This is a genomic window from Clostridium sp. OF09-36, assembly GCF_003481985.1.
In the GTDB taxonomy this organism is placed as follows: Bacteria; Bacillota; Clostridia; order Lachnospirales; family Lachnospiraceae; genus Brotaphodocola.
The window spans coordinates 338851-356488 of record NZ_QUMD01000001.1; the positions used below are offsets into that span (position 1 = coordinate 338851).

A 17638-nucleotide genomic window follows, 5' to 3' on the forward strand; every position below is an offset into this window, starting at 1 on the left:
TTATTTGTTTTATTTCTGCTGCAAACCTGTTATAATCGGTTCATGACAATTCTGTGGCCTGACCGCCACATCTGTTTATGGATTCTATTTACAATCGCGGCGTACCGCAGAAAAGCACCGTATTTCAACCTACACTATATATGGAAGAAACTCCGGTCCTGCGTATCTGCATGAGGAGGTTTACATGGATACCAAACAAATTGAATATATCTTAAAGATTGCGGAAGAAAACAACATTACCAAAGCCGCAGAAAAACTTTTTATCACCCAGTCTGCTTTAAATCAGCAGCTGCTCAAGCTGGAAAAAGAACTGGGCACCCCGTTATTCCACCGTTCCCGCGCCAACTGGCGCCTGACGGAGGCCGGGGAAATCTACATCGAAGGAGCCAAAACTGCCCTTCAGATCAAAAACACCACCTACAACAAGATTTACGATGTTGTCAGTGCCCGCAAAGGCCACCTGACCATCGGCCTGACTCCGGGACGCGGCCTGCGCATGTTCACCGCCATTTACCCCGAGCTGCACCGCAACTACCCAAACCTCGATGTACGGCCGATCGAAATGCGGGTACGCGCCCAGCAGGAGGCCATCGCAAGGGGAGAGGTCGATGTAGGCCTTATGACCCTCCGGTCCATTGACCGCACGATCGATACCTACTACCCTTTAAAAAAGGAAGAGCTGGTACTCATGATTCCGGCAGCCCACCCGCTCGCAGAAAAAGCCGCTGCGCCCGGGGAGCCACTTGCCACCATGGACCTGACTGCCCTGCGCTATGAGCCCTTTGTACTGATGGATAAATCCTCCACCCTGCGCTCTGCATGCGACACGCTGTTCGAAAAAGCCGGCTTTGTTCCCAATATCCTGTTCGAGACCAATAACACCGGCGGCATTGCCGCTATGGTGCAGTCTACCTTGTGCTGCGGTATCATCCCAAGATACTATACCCTCGGACTGGGCGATGGGGTTGCATGCTTTTCCCTGCCGGAGCGCCCTGCGTGGGAAATCGCCATCTGCTGCCAGAAGCACGGCTACTTAAACTCCGGTGCCAGAGAATTCATCCGTCTTGCACGGGAATACTGGGAGAACTCCGCACCGCTCTATTAAGCACGTTCCAGACGCCTTGCGAAGCAGTCCAGCTAAGATACACTATTAATTTTTTTAAGAGATGGCTTAGTACAGTTAATTTTACTTATGTATTAAATTTGGTTATAATGCCTCTTGTCTTTATTTTATCACTTACCGCAGTTCCTTTCAACACAAGGTTTGCGGCCGCATCCCCCACTATTTGGTGCGATAAAAGCCCTGGTTCCTAAAACCATGTTTCTGCTGGAAAATTTTTCCTGGTCTTCTGGAACAGACAGGGACAAAAAAGTGAGCAAACTTGTTACTGTTAGGCAACGCCAAAACGGTAACAGCACATTACAGAAAGAGGTATGAATATGTCACATGAAACCCAGATGCTGCTTGGCCTGTTCTTAGGCATCGCGATCATGATCATTCTGGTTATGAAGACCAGAACCCACACTTTCATCGCGCTGCTGCTTGCTGCACTGATCACAGGCCTGATCGGCAAAATGTCCCCATCCGATGCGATCACTGCAATTCAGGATGGCTTCGGAAACACTTTAAAAAGTACCGGTATCATCATCGGCCTCGGCGTTATGATGGGCGGTATCCTCGAGAAAACCGGCGCTGCAGAGCGTATGGCCTTTTCTTTCATCAAAAAGATCGGCAGCGGTAAAGAGGAGCTTGCCCTTGGTATCACCGGATGGCTGGTATCTATCCCGGTTTTCGCAGATTCCGCGATCGTAATCTTTGCCCCGTTATGTAAGGCAATGTCCCGCGTGACCGGTAAATCTGTTATTGCTCTGGCTCTGGCACTTGCCTGCGGTCTGCAGTGTACCCACGTAATGGTTCCGCCGACTCCGGGTCCGTTAACCGCTGCCGGTATGATGGGCGTTGACGTTGGCCAGATGATCATCACCGGTGCGCTGATGTCTGTTCCGATCCTCATCGCAGCTCTGCTCTACGCAAACTGGATCGCAAAAAAATCTACCAGATCCCGCGTGAAGATGGTACTTATGACCGCAAAGAGTTCAAGAAAGAGTACTTAAAGACCATGGATCAGTTAGATGAGATCATGGGTAACAAAGAGCTTCCGGGCCTGGGCGAGTCCCTTGCTCCGATCCTGATCCCGCTTGTTCTCATCCTGAGCAAGACCGTATGCGACTTCGTAGGCGTTGACAAAGAAAGCTTCGTTTACAGCATCATCACCCTGCTTGGTTCCCCGATCGTAGCACTTGCACTCGGAACCACCCTGGCTGTTTACGGCCTTGGCAAAGACATCCCGAAGGATGAGCTCATGAGCATCATGGGCGACAGCATCAAGGATACCGGTATGATCATGCTGATCACCGGTGCAGGCGGTTCCCTCGGAAATATCATCAAAGTCAGCGGTATCGGCGATGTACTCGGCGCAACCGTAGTTTCTTGGCCGATCCCAGCTATCCTGATCCCGGTTCTGATCGGTGCCTGATGCGTCTTGCACTTGGTTCCGCAACCGTAGCGATCACCACCGCAGCCTCCCTGACTGCTCCGCTCATCACCACCCTGGGCTTAAATCCGGTTCTGCTGGCACAGGCTTCCTGTATCGGCGCGATCGCATTCAGCTACTTCAACGACAGTGGTTTCTGGGTGTTCAACGGTATGTTCGGTCTGACCGAGATCAAAGACCAGCTTCGCTGTAAGACAGCCGTATCCTTCATCATGACAGGTGTCGGTATCGTTGAGCTGCTGATCTTAAATATGATCTGGAAATAAAATATTGCTTTATCATGAAACAAAAAAGAACCTTGCCCGATGGAAATATATCTATCAGGCGAGGTTCTTTTTTGCATCTTGTCATTTTTAATTTTTTAATACGCGGCGCGCACTGCAAAATTTTCCCGTGCTCCATCCACCTTGAAATACCTTACACTGTGGCGGTATTTTAAAGAAATGGCAGTTGACCGTCCTTGATCACCATTTTCAATTCCAGGTCTTCATCCAGCAGTACGATATCTGCTTTTTTCCCTTCCGAAATAGAACCGTAGGTGTCATACACACCCAGGCACCGGGCCGGGTTGGCTGTTGCGCAGGCCACTGCCGTTTCCAGCGGGATCTTCATAACCTTCACTACCGTGCGCATGCAGTCCATCAGATTGGTCACGGAACCGGCCAGTGCACCGCCATCCACCAGGGTTGCCCGGTTTCCGTTCACGCTGACATCCAGGCCGCCCAGCGTGTAAGTACCGTCCGGCATTCCGGTGGCTCGCATGCTGTCACTGATGAGGATCATCCGGTCCGCTCCCATCATGGCAAAGGTAGCCCGCACCACCGCCGGATGAATGTGTACATTATCACAGATCAGTTCCACCATTACATGCCTGCTGTCTGCCACCGCACCGATGACTCCCGGTGCCCGATGGGTAAAGGCCGGCATTGCATTGTACAGATGCACTGCATGGTTTGCCCCGGCCGCAAAGGCTGCCATGGCCGTATCATAATCTGCATTGGTGTGCGCCAGGGAAATATCCACGGAATCTTTCATTTCCTGAATAAAGGCAACTGCCTCGCTGCTCTCCTCCGGCGCAATGCCAATAAATTTCACCAGACCTTCGGATGCTTTCAGGAAACGTTTTGCAATTTCCACGTTGCAGGGAACAATGTTTTTCTCATCCTGCGCACCCTTCTTGACCGGGCTGATGAACGGGCCTTCCATATTCAGGCCGAGAAGATCTGCCTCCGGAAATTCCAATTTTCCTTCTGGCATCCCGTCTGCTCCCTGTTCTGCCTTCTGCACACTCTGACCTGCTGCCGCATTCGCCGCCCTGTGTTCGTCCTGCGCCCGCTTATAAGCCGCTGCATTCTGCAATATCTGCTCCAGCTCCTCCACCGGCAGCGTCATGGTAGCCGGAGCAATGGCTGTAACTCCAACAGATGCCTCATACTGTGCAATCTTTTTCAGCGTCTCCGGTGTTCCATCGCAGACATCTGCCCCCACGCATCCATGGAAATGCAGGTCAATAAGACCCGGAATGGCGTAAGCGCCTTCCCCGTCCACCACGACCTCTTCCGCTTCTTCATCTTCCGAAGATCCGTTTACTGAAGGCTCCGTTTCCAGAGCTTCTGCGGCAGTCTGTGTCTTCTTCCCATCTGCACGCACCTCTGTAATCCGGTCTCCCAGAACCACGATTTCGCCAGGTACAAATTTCTGTTCTTCTGTGTAAATCTTTACATTTTTAATGATCATGCGTATGCACCCCCTATGGGCGTAGTATAGTTGACTCTGCGCAGAATTACAATAGTTTTTGCTGAACTGTTTTTTCTATTGTATTTCCGCAAAAAACCGATATACTTAAGGTGGAAGGGGTATTTTATAATGAATAAGGGGGTATTACTTACTATGAACATCTGCAAAGCAAAAAACTATCAGGACATGAGCCGCAAAGCGGCCAACATCATCTCCGCACAGGTTATCATGAAACCTCACTGTGTATTAGGTCTGGCCACCGGTTCTTCCCCGACCGGCACCTACAAACAGCTTATCGAGTGGTACAACAAGGGCGATCTGGATTTTGCCCGGGTTAGCAGTATCAATCTGGACGAGTACAAAGGCTTAAGTCCGGAAAACCCGCAAAGCTACCGCTATTTTATGAACACCAACCTGTTCGACCATGTCAACATTGATAAAACCCGCACATTCGTGCCTAACGGTCTGGAACCGGACCCGGAAAAAGCCTGCGCGGCATATGAAGAAATCATCCGTCAGTCCGGCGGCATAGACTTACAGCTTCTCGGACTTGGCCGCAACGGCCACATCGGTTTCAACGAACCGGCAGACTCCTTCGCCCGCGAAACCCACTGCGTCAACCTGACCGAAAGCACCATTGATGCCAACAAGCGCTTCTTCGAGTCTGAAGATGATGTTCCGAGACAGGCCTACACCATGGGCATCGGAAGCATCATGAAGGCCAGGAAGATTCTGGTGGTAGTCAGCGGCGAAGACAAAGCCGATGCATTAAAAGCCACCATCTGCGGACCTATCACTCCGCAGGTACCGGCATCCATTCTGCAGCTGCATAATGATGTCACGATTGTGGCAGATGAATCGGCCTTAAGTAAAATGGAGATCTAAATCAAATATGGGATGAAGTCCACTGTGATACATGATCGCAGCTGAACCTCATCCCATATGTTATTTTTCATTTAAATAAGATTACCAGTTTAATCTGCTTTCCTGATTCCCAGAATCTTCTCGGCCCGCTCCACTTCTTCCTTCGTCGGAGCCGGTACACCTTCCAGCGTGTACGGAATTCCCAGATTCTGCCACTTGAACAGTCCCAGACTGTGATACGGCAGGATTTCTACCTTTTTCACGGTCTTTAATTCATCAAGCATACCTCGCATAGCCTTAAGATCATCTTCCTGGTCGGTGAGCCAGGTACCAGCACATGGCGGATCCACATATCTTTTCCGGTGTCGGAAAGATACCTTGCCAGATCCAGAATGTTGTCATTCGCAACACCTGTCAGTTCTTTATGGCGCACGCCATCCATCTCTTTAAAATCCAGCATGACCAGATCCGTCAGTTCCATTAATTTCCGGAACTTACCGAAGAACGGCTCTTCCCTGGTAAACGGATTTCCTGCCGTATCCAGTGTCGTGTGAATGCCTTTTGCCTTCGCCAGCTTAAAAAATTCCAGCAGAAAGTCGATCTGCAAAAGCGGTTCTCCGCCGCTCACGGTAATACCGCCGTTATTTTTCCAGTACGTACGGTAGCGGTACACCCGGTTGAACAGATCCTTTGCGGTCCATTCTTCGCCGCCGGACATACTCCAGGTCTCCGGGTTATGGCAGTAACGGCAGCGCATTCTGCAGCCCTGCAAAAATACCACGGTGCGGACACCCGGTCCGTCTACCAGACCAAAGGTCTCCAGGGAATGCACATGACCCACAAGTGCTTTGTTCTCTTCCATGAACTCTCCTCCTGTATTGTTTCTATGATTATAGTATCTCCCGAAAAGTAAAAACACTCCGGTATAAGGAAATTTTCGTTCCCCCCGGAGTGTTTTTTATCAGACTTCCGTCCGTAAATTACATGCTTGCGTGGCAGGTTCTGGAGATTACATCCATCTGCTGCTCTCTGGTTAAGTCGATGAACTTAACAGCATAGCCGGATACACGGATGGTGAAGTTTGCATACTCCTCTTTCTCCGGATGCTCCATAGCGTCGATCAGCTTCTCGGTACCAAATACGTTTACGTTTAAGTGATGAGCGCCCTGATCGAAGTAGCCGTCCATAACCTGTACCAGGTTGTCGATACGCTCCTGAGCGTCGTGACCCAGTGCGTCCGGATTGATGGTCTGGGTATTGGAGATACCATCCAGAGCCCACTCGTACGGAAGCTTTGCAACAGAGTTTAAGGAAGCAAGAAGTCCGCTCTTCTCTGCGCCGTAAGACGGGTTTGCACCAGGAGATAACGGCTCGCCTGCTCTTCTTCCATCTGGCATGTTACCGGTTGCCTTACCATATACTACGTTGGAGGTAATGGTCAGGATGGAGGTAGTAGCCTCGGAATTTCTGTAAGTGTGGCGTTTCTTTAACTTCTCAAGGAAGGTCTTTAACAGCCATACTGCGATATCATCTGCACGGTCATCGTCGTTACCATAACGCGGGAAGTCACCCTCAGTCTCGAAGTCCATGATCATGCCTTCCTCATCACGGATTGCTTTTACCTTAGCGTACTTGATCGCACTTAAGGAGTCTACTACGTGAGAGAAACCAGCAATACCGGTTGCGAAGGTACGGCGAACATCGGTATCGATCAGAGCATCTCAGCTGCCTCGTAAAAGTATTTATCATGCATGTACTGAATCAGGTTTAAGGTATTTACATACAGACCTGCCAGCCAGTCCATCATAACATCGTATTTTCTGATGACCTCATCGTAATCAAGATACTCGGAGGTGATCGGTCTTAACTCCGGACCAACCTGCTCTCTGCTCTTCATGTCGCGGCCGCCGTTCATAGCATACAGCAGGCACTTAGCCAGGTTTGCACGTGCGCCGAAGAACTGCATCTCTTTACCGGTCTGGGTAGCAGATACGCAGCAGCAGATGGAGTAGTCATCGCCCCATACCGGCTTCATCACGTCATCGTTCTCGTACTGAACAGAGCTGGTGTTGATGGAGATGTGGGCTGCATACTTCTTGAAGTTCATCGGAAGGGCGGAGGAGTACAGAACGGTCATGTTCGGCTCCGGGCTCGGTCCCATGTTCTCTAAGGTGTGCAGGAAACGATAGTCGGTCTTGGTTACCATGGAACGGCCATCTACGCCGATACCACCGACTTCCAGGGTAGCCCATACCGGGTCACCGGAGAACAGCTGGTTGTAGGACGGGATTCTTGCGAATTTAACCATACGGAATTTCATTACCAGATGGTCGATCAGCTCCTGTGCCTCAGCCTCGGTGAGTACACCGTTTGCAAGGTCACGCTCAATATAAATATCAAGGAAGGTGGAGATACGGCCGACACTCATTGCGGCACCGTTCTGGGTCTTAACTGCGGACAGGTATCCGAAGTACAGCCACTGAACAGCCTCTTTTGCGGTCTTAGCCGGCTGGGAGATATCGTAGCCGTAGGACTGAGCCATAACCTTCATATCTTTCAGAGCTTTGATCTGCATGGACAGCTCTTCTCTCTGACGGATTACTTCATCAACCATGGTTCCATCGCCGCAGTTTGCGAAGTCATTCTGCTTCTCCTGAATCAGGAAATCGATACCATACAGAGCCACACGGCGGTAGTCTCCTACGATACGTCCACGGCCGTAGGTATCCGGAAGTCCGGTGATGATCTTGTTGTGACGTGCCTTTTTCATCTCAGGAGTGTAAGCATCGAATACACCCTGGTTGTGGGTACGGCAGTACTCGGTAAAAATCTTGTGCAGCTCCGGATCCGGCTCATAGCCGTAGTTCTGGCAAGCCTGCTCAGCCATCTTGATACCGCCGTAAGGCATGAATGCTCTCTTTAACGGCTTATCGGTCTGAAGACCAACAATCTGCTCTAAGTCCTTATCAGCCTCGCTGATGTAGCCCGGGCCATGGGAAGTGATGCCGGAAACGATATGGGTATCCATATCCAGAACGCCGCCCTTTGCGCGCTCCTCTTTCTGCAGACCCTGCAGGATTCCCCACAGTTTGTCAGTAGCCTCAGTCGGGCCAGCCAGGAAAGACTCATCGCCATCATACGGCTTATAGTTCTTCTGAATAAAGTCACGGGTGTTTACTTCCTCTTTCCAGAGGCGGCCATCAAAACCATCCCACTGCTCAAAGTTCGTCATTTGGTGTTTTCCTCCTTAAAATTGTACTGTGTTCACACAACCTGTGTGTGAAACAATTGTCTGTATTTTTGCATACTGTATACATTACTGCCAGAAAAAAATATAACCTCTCAAATATTTCGCTATCTGATTAGTCATATCGTCTGTCCGTCACGGGCCGCTGCCTGTTTTTGCAGACCAGCAACGCCTTTGTATACATCAATACCGCCATGATTTGTTAAATTCATAACGATTCATTCTATAGCAGGCCATTCATCTGACCTGCATATAGAATATCATATTTTTTCTAAATTGCAAGCGGTATATTTGCGTTTTTTTCTCAACTTCCGGGAAGTATCTGTTTTTGTACAATCAGTTTTTTTGTTAGAGTAAATAACTTTTTTTCTGCAAAATCCGGTGTAAAAATCCTACAAACTATGCCAGGCTCTCCCTGACCAGCTTTGCTGCCTGGATCACTACAGTTGGCACAAATGCGCATACCCCTACTGCAGTCACCTGGCGCAGGCTCAGATCAGCAGCCGCAAACAATACCTGCAGACCCGGCAGAAACAATACGGCTGCCAGAAGCAGCACCCCCGCCTCAAACGCCATAATGCTCCACATATTGCTGCACAGTCCAAGGCGCAGCACCGAACGGCTGCTGCGACAGTTAAAGCCGTGAAACAGCCGGGCAAGCGTCAGGGTAGAAAAAGCCATGGTACTTGCTGTTCCCGCCCCTCCTGTTTCCCTTCCCATATGGTAAGCCGCCATGGTGCCTGCCGCGATCAGCAAGCCCTGTGCAAACAGGCGGATGAAAAAAGGAAGCGTCAGGATCCGCTCCTGCGGGTTTCTCGGCGGCTGCTCCAGTAAACCCTCCTCCTGCGGCTCCATGCCAATCGCGATGGCGGGCAGGGAATCCGTGAGAAGATTGATAAACAGCAGATGGACCGGGGCAAAGGGCATCGGGAAATCCAGAACCGACGTATACAGCACGCACAGAATTCCTGCCATATTCCCGGAAAGCAGAAACTGGACCGCATTCCGGATATTCCGGTACACATTCCTGCCGTTGGCCACCGCCTTGATCAGGGTCGCAAAATTATCATCTGTCAGGATCATGGACGCCGCATCCTTGGAAACCTCGGTTCCCATCAGCCCCATTGCCACGCCGATATCGGCTTTTTTTAAGGCCGGGGCATCGTTCACACCGTCTCCGGTCATCGCTACAATCCGTTTTTTCCCCTGCCAGGCCTCCACAATGCGGATCTTATGCTCCGGTGAAACCCGTGCATAGACAGCAATGGAAGAAAGCTTCTGCCCAAGCACCTGATCATCCATCTGGTCTAATTCCTGCCCGGTCACCGCCAGATCTCCCGGTTCCAGGATCCCCGTTTTTTCTGCGATCGCAGCGCGGTCACCAGATAATCCCCCGTGATCATCACCGGGCGGATCCCCGCCCGCTTTGCCGCCAGAACCGCAGGCTTCGACTCAGGCTCGGCGGATCCGCCATCGCCGCCATTCCCAGAAAGATTCCCGAATTCTCCAGCTCCAGGCTGCAGGCCTGCAGCTGCTCCAGCGGATGATAGGCCACCGCCAGTACTCGCAGCCCCTGCATGGCCCAGTTTTCATTCTGCTTTAAGACCTGTCGTTTTTGCTCTGCCAGAAACGGCCTTATCCCGTTTTTCGTCAGGATTTTTTCTGTCCGCTCCAGAATAACATCCGGCGCTCCCTTCATAAACAGCACACAGGCTCCGTCACAATGGTGCATGGTACTCATCCGCTTTCTTGCAGAGTCGAACGGAAGCTCCCCAAGCCGCGGCATCTCCTTCCGCACTGCTTCCGGGGAAACTCCCGCACGGAGAGCCATCGACAGTAGCGCTGTCTCAGTTGGGTCCCCGGTAAACACATCTCCCTGCACAGCGGCATCATTGTCCAGCACGGCTCCATACAAAAAATACCGATGCACCGGGTCATATACCTTAAGCTGCGGCGGTGTCAGCTCCCGCCCATCCACAAATACCTGCTCCACAGTCATGCGGTTCTGCGTCAGGGTCCCTGTCTTATCGGAACAGATCACCGACACACATCCAAGACTCTCCACCGCCTTTAAATCCTTAATGATGGCATGCTCCTTCGCCATCTGCTGGGTCCCCATGGCCTGCACGATCGTCACGATAGAGCCAAGTGCCTCCGGAATGGCAGCCACCGCCAATGCCACCGCAAACATCAGCGATTCCAGGACCGGGGTTCCACGGTACAGACTCAGCCCAAACACCAGCGCACAGATTCCTAAGATCAGCGCAGCCAGACGTGCGCTGAATTCGTCCAGACTGATCTGCAGGGGTGTTTTCTTCTCCTGCGCCGCATTCATAAGGCGGGCGATCTTTCCAAGCTCCGTATCCATCCCCGTCGCAGTCACCACAAACGCTCCCCGGCCTCCTGTCACCAGAGAGCCCGAAAAAACCATATTCTTCTGGTCCCCCAGGGCAATCCCGGATTCTTTTTCCTGTTTGTCCCCGGTATCTTTTTCCCGCCCGGCCTCCACCGTTTTTTTCAGCCTGGCTGCTATAGCATTCTCCGGTCCATCGCCTGCTTCGCCCTCTGCCTCTTCGGCCGCCCTTCCTGTCACCTTTTTCAATCTGACTGCTGCAGCATTTCCCCTAGCACCGCGAAAACGAAGTGCTTCTGCACACTTCTCCACCGCCAGGGACTCCCCCGTCAGTGAGCTTTCATTCACCTGGAGATGATAGCATTCCAACAACCTTCCATCTGCTGCCACCAGACTGCCCGCATTTAACAGGACTACATCTCCCGGCACCACCTTTGCCGCCGGAATTTCCTTTGGGACTCCATCACGCAATACCTGTGCGGCTGGTGCGGACAGCTTTTTCAGACTCTCCAGTGATTTTCTGGCCTTCTCATGCTGGACCGTCCCCAGCACCGCGTTCATAAAAAGCACCGCAAAGATCACCACTGCGCTCTCCCCGCTGCCGGAAACCACAGAAATTGCGGCTGCCGCGATCAGGATCAATACCAGAAGATCCTGAAACTGCTCCAAAAACACCTGCCAGAGCTTCTTCCCGGAATGCTCCTGCAGGATATTTTCCCCATACTGTCCGCAGCGCACCTCCGACTGCTTCCAGGAAAGGCCACTGTGGCTGCTTTCCATTCCGCGCAAAACCTCCTCTGGCGTCATCCGATACCATTCTTTCATTTTGCCACCGCGTTTTTCTTTTCCGGCCACGGCCTGCGACACCGTTACTGTCCATGAAGCGTAACACGGCACCTGCCAGCAGCACTCTTACTTTTTATCATATGCGGCGGGCAGAGCATTCATCCCTTTTTACCATTCTTTCTTTCCCGAAGCTTCCTCCACACCTGTAACAATGCCATCACCAGAAGTCCACCAAAAAAGAAGATTGCTCCAATGCTCACTGCAACCAGAAGAATTTTGGTTACCTTCTCTAAAAACTCCTGCAGTCTGGATTTTTGCCGTTTCGATTCCAGTTCTGCTTCCTTTTCTTTCTCTTCTATCTGCACCATTGTCTCCTGCCGGAGCGGTGCTTCTGTCTCTTCCTCAGTTTCAGGTACTTCGGCTTCCTGCACCAGAAGCTCTGTTTCCTCTCCCTGCACTGCACGCTTCAGCTCATTCCAGCGCTGTGGATCCACATATCCCTCATACACCACGCGGTAATCCCGGAGCAGACGGCTGCCATGCCCCACAGCATCCCGGCAGATCACGCCTTCTTCATTCACATAAGCCTCCCCGGACCAGGATAGCCCGGATATCTCGTACTCATCTGCCGGAAGATCCATGCTTTCCAGTAATTCCTCGCCATACTCCTCGACGATATCTGTCAGATTTTCCGCTTTCAAGGTCTGTTCTCCAAGCCGGTACTCCTCTGCCCCATAATCATAAAAGGTCAGTGGAAACGAAAAGTCATCCTGCCAGTAAGCATTCTCCTCCATCTGCTCCACAGCCCGGCATGCCACCAGCTCCTCCTCATTTCCTGCCAGAACGGAAACATCGATCTCAGACGGCAGATCTGCTTCCCCCTCAATTGCCTCATAGGTCACCTCACGGCGCACCATCTCTGCGTGAACCTCCAGACACCCGACCACTGCCATCTGGACCAGAACCAGGCCCACCCACAGCGCAGTCTGTATTGCTTTCACATTTTCCTTTGTCATGCTCTTCCCCCGGATCAGTCTCCCATTGCTATTTCCTCATGGTTTCCTTACCCGCATTCTACTTCGGGCCGGAACACGCGTCAAGCGCATTCCGGCCCGGTCCACACATTCCATGCCGCAAAATTCGACAATTCTTTTTTTCATCTACTGGCTTTCTCTGGCCCTTTCTCGTTTTCTTTGGCTTTTCCTGGTCCTCTCTGCATTCCTCTGGCTCACCCTGATTCTCTCTGTTTTTTCTGGTTCTCTCTGTTCCCTTCTTCTTTTTTCTGCCTTCCTCTACAGTTTCTTCCGCAATTCAGGCTTCGTACACCATATGGTACAGCCGCTCTAACTCCTGAAACTGGGCCAGCTCCCGCAGCTCCTCAAGTCCGTCCAGAATTCCTTCCAGATACCAGCGGTGGGATTCGCGGTGTTTTTCGTTAAATCGCTGCCAGATCTCGTCGCCGATCACCATGTAATCGCGGGCCGTGCTGCGCATATTGCTCAGCTTGTCTCCCAGAGTCAGCAGCTTCACCTCCCGCGGTGCCCGCTTCAGATGCGCCACCGTGTTGGCTTTGCGCTCCCTCCAGGTCAGTGATTTATCCTCACTCTCTGCCTGCACCAAAGATAATACCCGCGCACCAAACTCACCCTGAATTTTCTCCGGTGTCACGCTGGTATCCTCCAGCACATCATGCAGGTACGCCGCCGCGATGACCTCCGGGTCATCCGTCATCTGTGCCACGATCAGCGCCACCTCCATTGGATGATAAATATAAGGAATCCTGCTCCCCTTCCGCATCATGCCCTCATGGGCCTTTGCCGCAAATGCTGCCGCTCTCCGAATCATCTGCTTATCCCCATTCTTATTTTCAGTTACTGTTCACACCTGTGTACCAGCAACCCTTTTATCCAGTTTCGTAGAATCCGTTACTGTCCACGCACTACGCAAACAGAAACTCCCCTGCCACTTCTGTATTACTAATTGCTATGATTCCATTTTATCACACTCCCACACTCCCCGAAAGGGGAAAGTTGCAAATCCCATCAAATGAATTTAGAACCCCAAAAAATCTGAAAATAATATAGAAGCTCTTTCGTTCACACAGACAGGCCCGGTAAATCAGAGGTAAGGCAGAATCATGGAATCGTAAGAAAAGTTGCCTTGTAAAAACACCATTTTTCTGCTATGCTATTGGACAGATCATCGGGCATTTTGCCTTGCGATAAAAGGAGATTTTATGGAACAGAACCAACAGCCTGCGTCCCACCGCGACCGCCGGTACCGCAGGAAAAAACAAAGTGAATGGCCACATATCCTCTTATTTTATGTGCTTCCATTCATCGTATTCAACAGCATCTTATTTTTCTGCTTAACAGCCAAACCAAAACTCAGCGTTGTCGTGGAGGACACCAACGACTATCTTTCCACTAACGTTGTCCTGACTGTCAGATCCTTTTTCCCGACCAAGTCCATCAGCATGACACTGGACGGCGAAGCACTGGAGCTGGAAAAGGGCAAACACCGCACCTACACCGCAACCGTTTACAAAAACGGTTCCATCGAAACCACTGTCGTGAACTTAAACGGCATGCCATCACTGTGTTTGAGCATGTCAATGTGCTGGATGACAACCCGCCGGAGTTCTCCCAGACCGATATCCAGGATGGCATCGTTACCATTACCGTTGCCGACAGCCAGTCTGGCATCAACTTCGATTCGATCTATGCACTAAATTCTGCCGGTGAGCGCGTGGAGCCATCCAGCGTAGACCGCGCCAGCAACACCCTCTCCTTCGAGATGGACCCGGCCGGACTTCATGTTTATGCCCGCGACAAGGCCGACAATGAAGTACAGGGCACCTTCACCTCCCACAAGGAAGGCAGCGTAGAAACCCTGGAAGGCGGAGCAGTCGACCCGGAAGAGGCTGCAAATGACAACAGCGTGGCAGAAGAAACTACCGCAGTGTCCGTACAATAAACAATACCGCACAGTACATATCAAAGGGGCGAAAGCTCCCGCAGCCGCTGTATCTGACGGCTGCGGGAGCTTTCGCCCCTCGTTCGTTAAGTAACGATATGATTTATTTTCTGACACGTCCGTACGTCTCTGCCAGCTCCCGGCACCTTGCAAGAAGCTCCGGAGTCAGATCATCCTTCTTCATGCGCCAGCGCCAGTTTTTCCCAAGAGTAGACGGCTCGTTGATGCGGGCCCGGTTGCCTAACCCCAGATAATCCTGAACCGGGATCACTGCCAGCTTTGCCACACTAGCCAGTGCCAGACGGATATAGTCCCAGTGGATCTCGCCCTCCGGTGTATGGGAATTCCAAGATAGCGCACGGCAAACGCCTTTGCCTCCGGTTCCAGGCTGCGGTACCAGCCCTGCAGGGTCATATTGTCGTGGGTCCCGGTATAGACCACACAGTTTTTCGGATAGCGGTGCGGCAAATACGTACTCTCGCCGCTGGCATCGAACGCAAATTCCAGAACCTTCATGCCCGGGAAACCTGTTTTCTTAACCAGTTCCAGAACCGACGGAGTCAGAAAGCCCAGGTCCTCCGCAATGATCGGAAGCTTTCCAAAGCGCTTCTTCATAGCTTTAAACAGCGCATAGCCCGGTCCCTCCTCCCAGTGGCCAAACTCCGCAGTCTTGTCCTTTGCCGGAATGGAATAATACTCATCGAAGCCGCGGAAATGATCCACACGCACTACATCATACAGGCGGAAGCTGTACTCCATGCGGGCCAGCCACCACGCATAGCCCGTCTTCTTGTGATAATCCCAGCGGTACAGCGGATTGCCCCAGAGCTGTCCCGTCTCAGAAAATGCATCCGGCGGACACCCGGCAACAGCCTCCGGCTGTCCATCCGCAGAAAACTGGAACAATTCCGGATGCGCCCAGCTGTCTGCGCTGTCCATGGCAACATAGATCGGGATATCCCCAATGATCTTCACACCCTGTTCATTTGCATAGCACTTTAGCTGTGCCCACTGCTCCTGAAACTCGTACTGCAAAAATTCATAAAACAAGATTTCATCCTGACAAAGCTCCTGATACTTTTTCACGGCTTCTGGCTTTCTTGTCCGGATATCTTCATCCCACAAAAGGAAGCTTTTTCCCTCAAAATGATTTTTCACCGCCATGTAAAAGCAATACTCCCTGGTATCTGCGGTAAGCGCATACTCAAACAGCTCCCGCAGCTTCTTTTCGCCGCGTCCTTTCTTTTTCTGCTGCTTTTTCCAGCGCTCAAATGCCTTTTTCAAAAGCGGGAAACGGTTAAAATACTGCTTCTCGTAATCAATATCCTGCGCATCGGAACCGAGGTCTGCCGCATCGCATTCCGCTTTCATCAGCAATCCCCTGGCAATCAGTACTTCCAGATCGATAAAATACGGATTCCCCGCAAATGCGCTGAACGACTGGTAAGGAGAATCCCCGTAGCCGGTCGGCCCCAGCGGCAAGATCTGCCAGTACCGCTGACCGGCCGCCGCCAGCTGGTCCACAAAATCATACGCTTCCTTTGAAAATGCACCGATTCCATACTCCGATGGCAGACTCGCCACCGGAAGCAGCATACCACACGCCCGCTTCATACCCATTTCCTCCTGTTTCTTTCACTTTCAAAATTCTGTAACTGTTTCGTGCCTGCTCACCGCTCAGACCTGGCGCACCCGCGCCGAGAATCCCTTAAACCTCCATACAAATACTACCAGACGGAAGATCCAGTCCACAAACATCGCATACCAGATTCCCAGGACACTCATATGAAGTCCCTTTACAAACACATAGCCAAGACCAATGCGGAACATCCACATGGAAAAGACTGAAACCATCATTGTAAATTTTGCATCCAGACCGGCACGCAGTGTATTCGGCAGTGCAAAGGCCAGCGGCCAGAGCACCATGCCACAGGAATGCGCCAGCAAAAGCTTCTGCGCCAGGTCCGATGCCTCCGGAGACAGATTATAAATTCCGACCACAAAGCTCCGGAATACTGCCATCAAGGTACAGATCACAAGCAGCAGCCCGTAATTGACTGCGATCACCTTCTTTGTATACCGCTTTGCCTGCTCCGGCTCGCCCGCGCCCACGCACTGCCCCACAATCGTAATGAGGCCCAATCCAAGCGCCACACCTGGCAGATACTGGAATGTCACCAGATTCGTTGCCACCGCATAACCGGCGATCGATGCCGTTCCCAGCGTCGAAACCAGACTCTGCAATGCAATCTTTCCAAACTGGAACATGCCGTTCTCCAGTCCGCTCGGAACTCCAACGGCCAGGATCTTGCCGATCATATCCAGCTGCGGGACCAGCTGGCGGAAGCTGTATACCCGGATGCTGTTCTTCGGGCTGCGCACCAGGATCACCATTACCACCGCCGCAAACATACGGGAAACCAGCGTCGGGATCGCCACACCCTCCACTCCCATGTGAAGTCCGAATACGCAAAGCGCATTGCCCGCCACATTGATGGCATTCATCGCCAGAGAAACCTTCATGGAAACCTTCGAATTTCCCATAGAGCGGAACAAGGCCGCCCCGGAATTATAAAGTGCCAGAAACGGATACGACATTGCCGTAAACCAGAAGTAAGTCTGTGCGTTATCCATGACCGATGCTTCCACCGAGCCAAAGATCAGCCGCAGCAAATGCCGGTTCCCAATAAACGCCACCGCCGCGATCAGCAAAGAAAGCGCCGCCGTGATCAGCACCAGCTGCCCCGCCGCCCGGCACGCCTGCTCCGGCTTTTTCTTTCCAATATACTGGGAGCAGACCACCGCTCCACCGGTTGCCATAGCCGACAGCACCTGAATGATCAGCACGCTGATGGAATCCACCAGCGCCACGCCGGAAACCGCTGTTTCCCCTACTGCCGCCACCATGACAACATCCGCCATGCCCACTAAAACAGCCAAAAGCTGCTCTACCAGAAGCGGGGCAAACAGATGGACCAGATCCTTCCTAGAAAACATATCCATGAATTTATCCCCTGAGTTTCTATAATTTATAAACAAATCTATAAACAGATATCTCAATGATACCTATTTTGCCAAAACTTTACAAGTATTACTTTTCAGAAAAGCAATTCTGGGATA

At 51.7% G+C, this 17638-nt stretch carries 10 protein-coding genes and 5 pseudogenes; 6 read left to right on the forward strand and 9 right to left on the reverse strand.

The window, feature by feature from the left end; genetic code table 11:
- Positions 1-184 precede the first annotated feature (184 nt).
- The 4 genes from DXA97_RS01555 (at position 185) to DXA97_RS21445 (ending at position 2821) form a co-directional block, all read left to right on the forward strand.
- The gene (locus tag DXA97_RS01555) at positions 185-1105 is read left to right on the forward strand and encodes a LysR family transcriptional regulator (RefSeq protein ID WP_118718328.1); all 921 of its coding nucleotides are present in this window, start codon (positions 185-187) and stop codon (positions 1103-1105) included.
- Between the two features lie 335 nt (positions 1106-1440).
- Entirely contained in the window at positions 1441-2115 is a 675-nt protein-coding gene (locus DXA97_RS21435) for an SLC13 family permease (RefSeq protein ID WP_279221112.1), read from the forward strand.
- A 5-nt stretch (positions 2116-2120) separates the two neighbouring features.
- Positions 2121-2537 (forward strand): hypothetical protein, encoded by a 417-nt coding sequence (locus tag DXA97_RS21440; protein WP_279221113.1) that lies wholly within the window; start codon positions 2121-2123, stop codon positions 2535-2537.
- Entirely contained in the window at positions 2537-2821 is a 285-nt protein-coding gene (locus DXA97_RS21445) for a hypothetical protein (RefSeq protein WP_279221114.1), read from the forward strand. The genes DXA97_RS21440 and DXA97_RS21445 overlap by 1 nt, the downstream gene beginning before the upstream one ends.
- A 169-nt stretch (positions 2822-2990) precedes the next feature.
- Here DXA97_RS21445 and nagA read toward each other — a convergent pair whose 3' ends face one another.
- Positions 2991-4292, reverse strand: a complete 1302-nt coding sequence (gene nagA, locus DXA97_RS01565; RefSeq protein WP_118718329.1) for an N-acetylglucosamine-6-phosphate deacetylase — start codon at positions 4290-4292, stop codon at positions 2991-2993.
- A 153-nt stretch (positions 4293-4445) separates the two neighbouring features.
- Between nagA and nagB the strand changes: the two genes are divergently transcribed.
- Complete coding sequence (nagB, locus tag DXA97_RS01570; RefSeq protein WP_118718330.1) at positions 4446-5177, forward strand: glucosamine-6-phosphate deaminase; 732 nt, start codon at positions 4446-4448, stop codon at positions 5175-5177.
- An 89-nt stretch (positions 5178-5266) separates the two neighbouring features.
- On the opposite strand, the pseudogene pflA reads toward nagB, so the two are convergent.
- The 6 genes and pseudogenes from pflA to DXA97_RS01600 form a co-directional block, all read right to left on the reverse strand.
- Positions 5267-6018, reverse strand: a pseudogene (gene pflA / locus DXA97_RS01575) (pyruvate formate-lyase-activating protein).
- A 118-nt stretch (positions 6019-6136) separates the two neighbouring features.
- Positions 6137-8388: pseudogene (pflB, locus tag DXA97_RS01580) on the reverse strand (formate C-acetyltransferase).
- A gap of 414 nt (positions 8389-8802) precedes the next feature.
- Positions 8803-11368 (reverse strand): annotated as a pseudogene (locus DXA97_RS20590) (cation-translocating P-type ATPase).
- Positions 11369-11380: 12 nt separating this feature from the next.
- A pseudogene (locus DXA97_RS21775) lies at positions 11381-11581 on the reverse strand (cation-transporting P-type ATPase); the annotation flags it as partial.
- A 119-nt stretch (positions 11582-11700) separates the two neighbouring features.
- On the reverse strand, positions 11701-12558 hold the full coding sequence (locus tag DXA97_RS01595; protein ID WP_118718333.1) for a hypothetical protein: 858 nt from the start codon (positions 12556-12558) through the stop codon (positions 11701-11703).
- A gap of 295 nt (positions 12559-12853) precedes the next feature.
- Complete coding sequence (locus DXA97_RS01600) at positions 12854-13387, reverse strand: HD domain-containing protein (RefSeq protein WP_118718334.1); 534 nt, start codon at positions 13385-13387, stop codon at positions 12854-12856.
- A gap of 753 nt (positions 13388-14140) precedes the next feature.
- Between DXA97_RS01600 and DXA97_RS01605 the strand changes: the two genes are divergently transcribed.
- Positions 14141-14518 carry a hypothetical protein gene (locus tag DXA97_RS01605; protein WP_118718335.1) on the forward strand — a complete coding sequence of 126 codons (378 nt, stop codon included), beginning with the start codon at positions 14141-14143 and terminating at the stop codon, positions 14516-14518.
- A gap of 103 nt (positions 14519-14621) precedes the next feature.
- Here the strand turns inward: DXA97_RS01605 and malQ are convergent.
- A pseudogene (gene malQ, locus DXA97_RS01610) lies at positions 14622-16132 on the reverse strand (4-alpha-glucanotransferase).
- A 63-nt stretch (positions 16133-16195) separates the two neighbouring features.
- A complete protein-coding gene (locus tag DXA97_RS01615; RefSeq protein ID WP_347561412.1) occupies positions 16196-17521 on the reverse strand; it encodes an MATE family efflux transporter in 1326 nt (441 codons plus the stop codon).
- Positions 17522-17638: the final 117 nt, after the last annotated feature.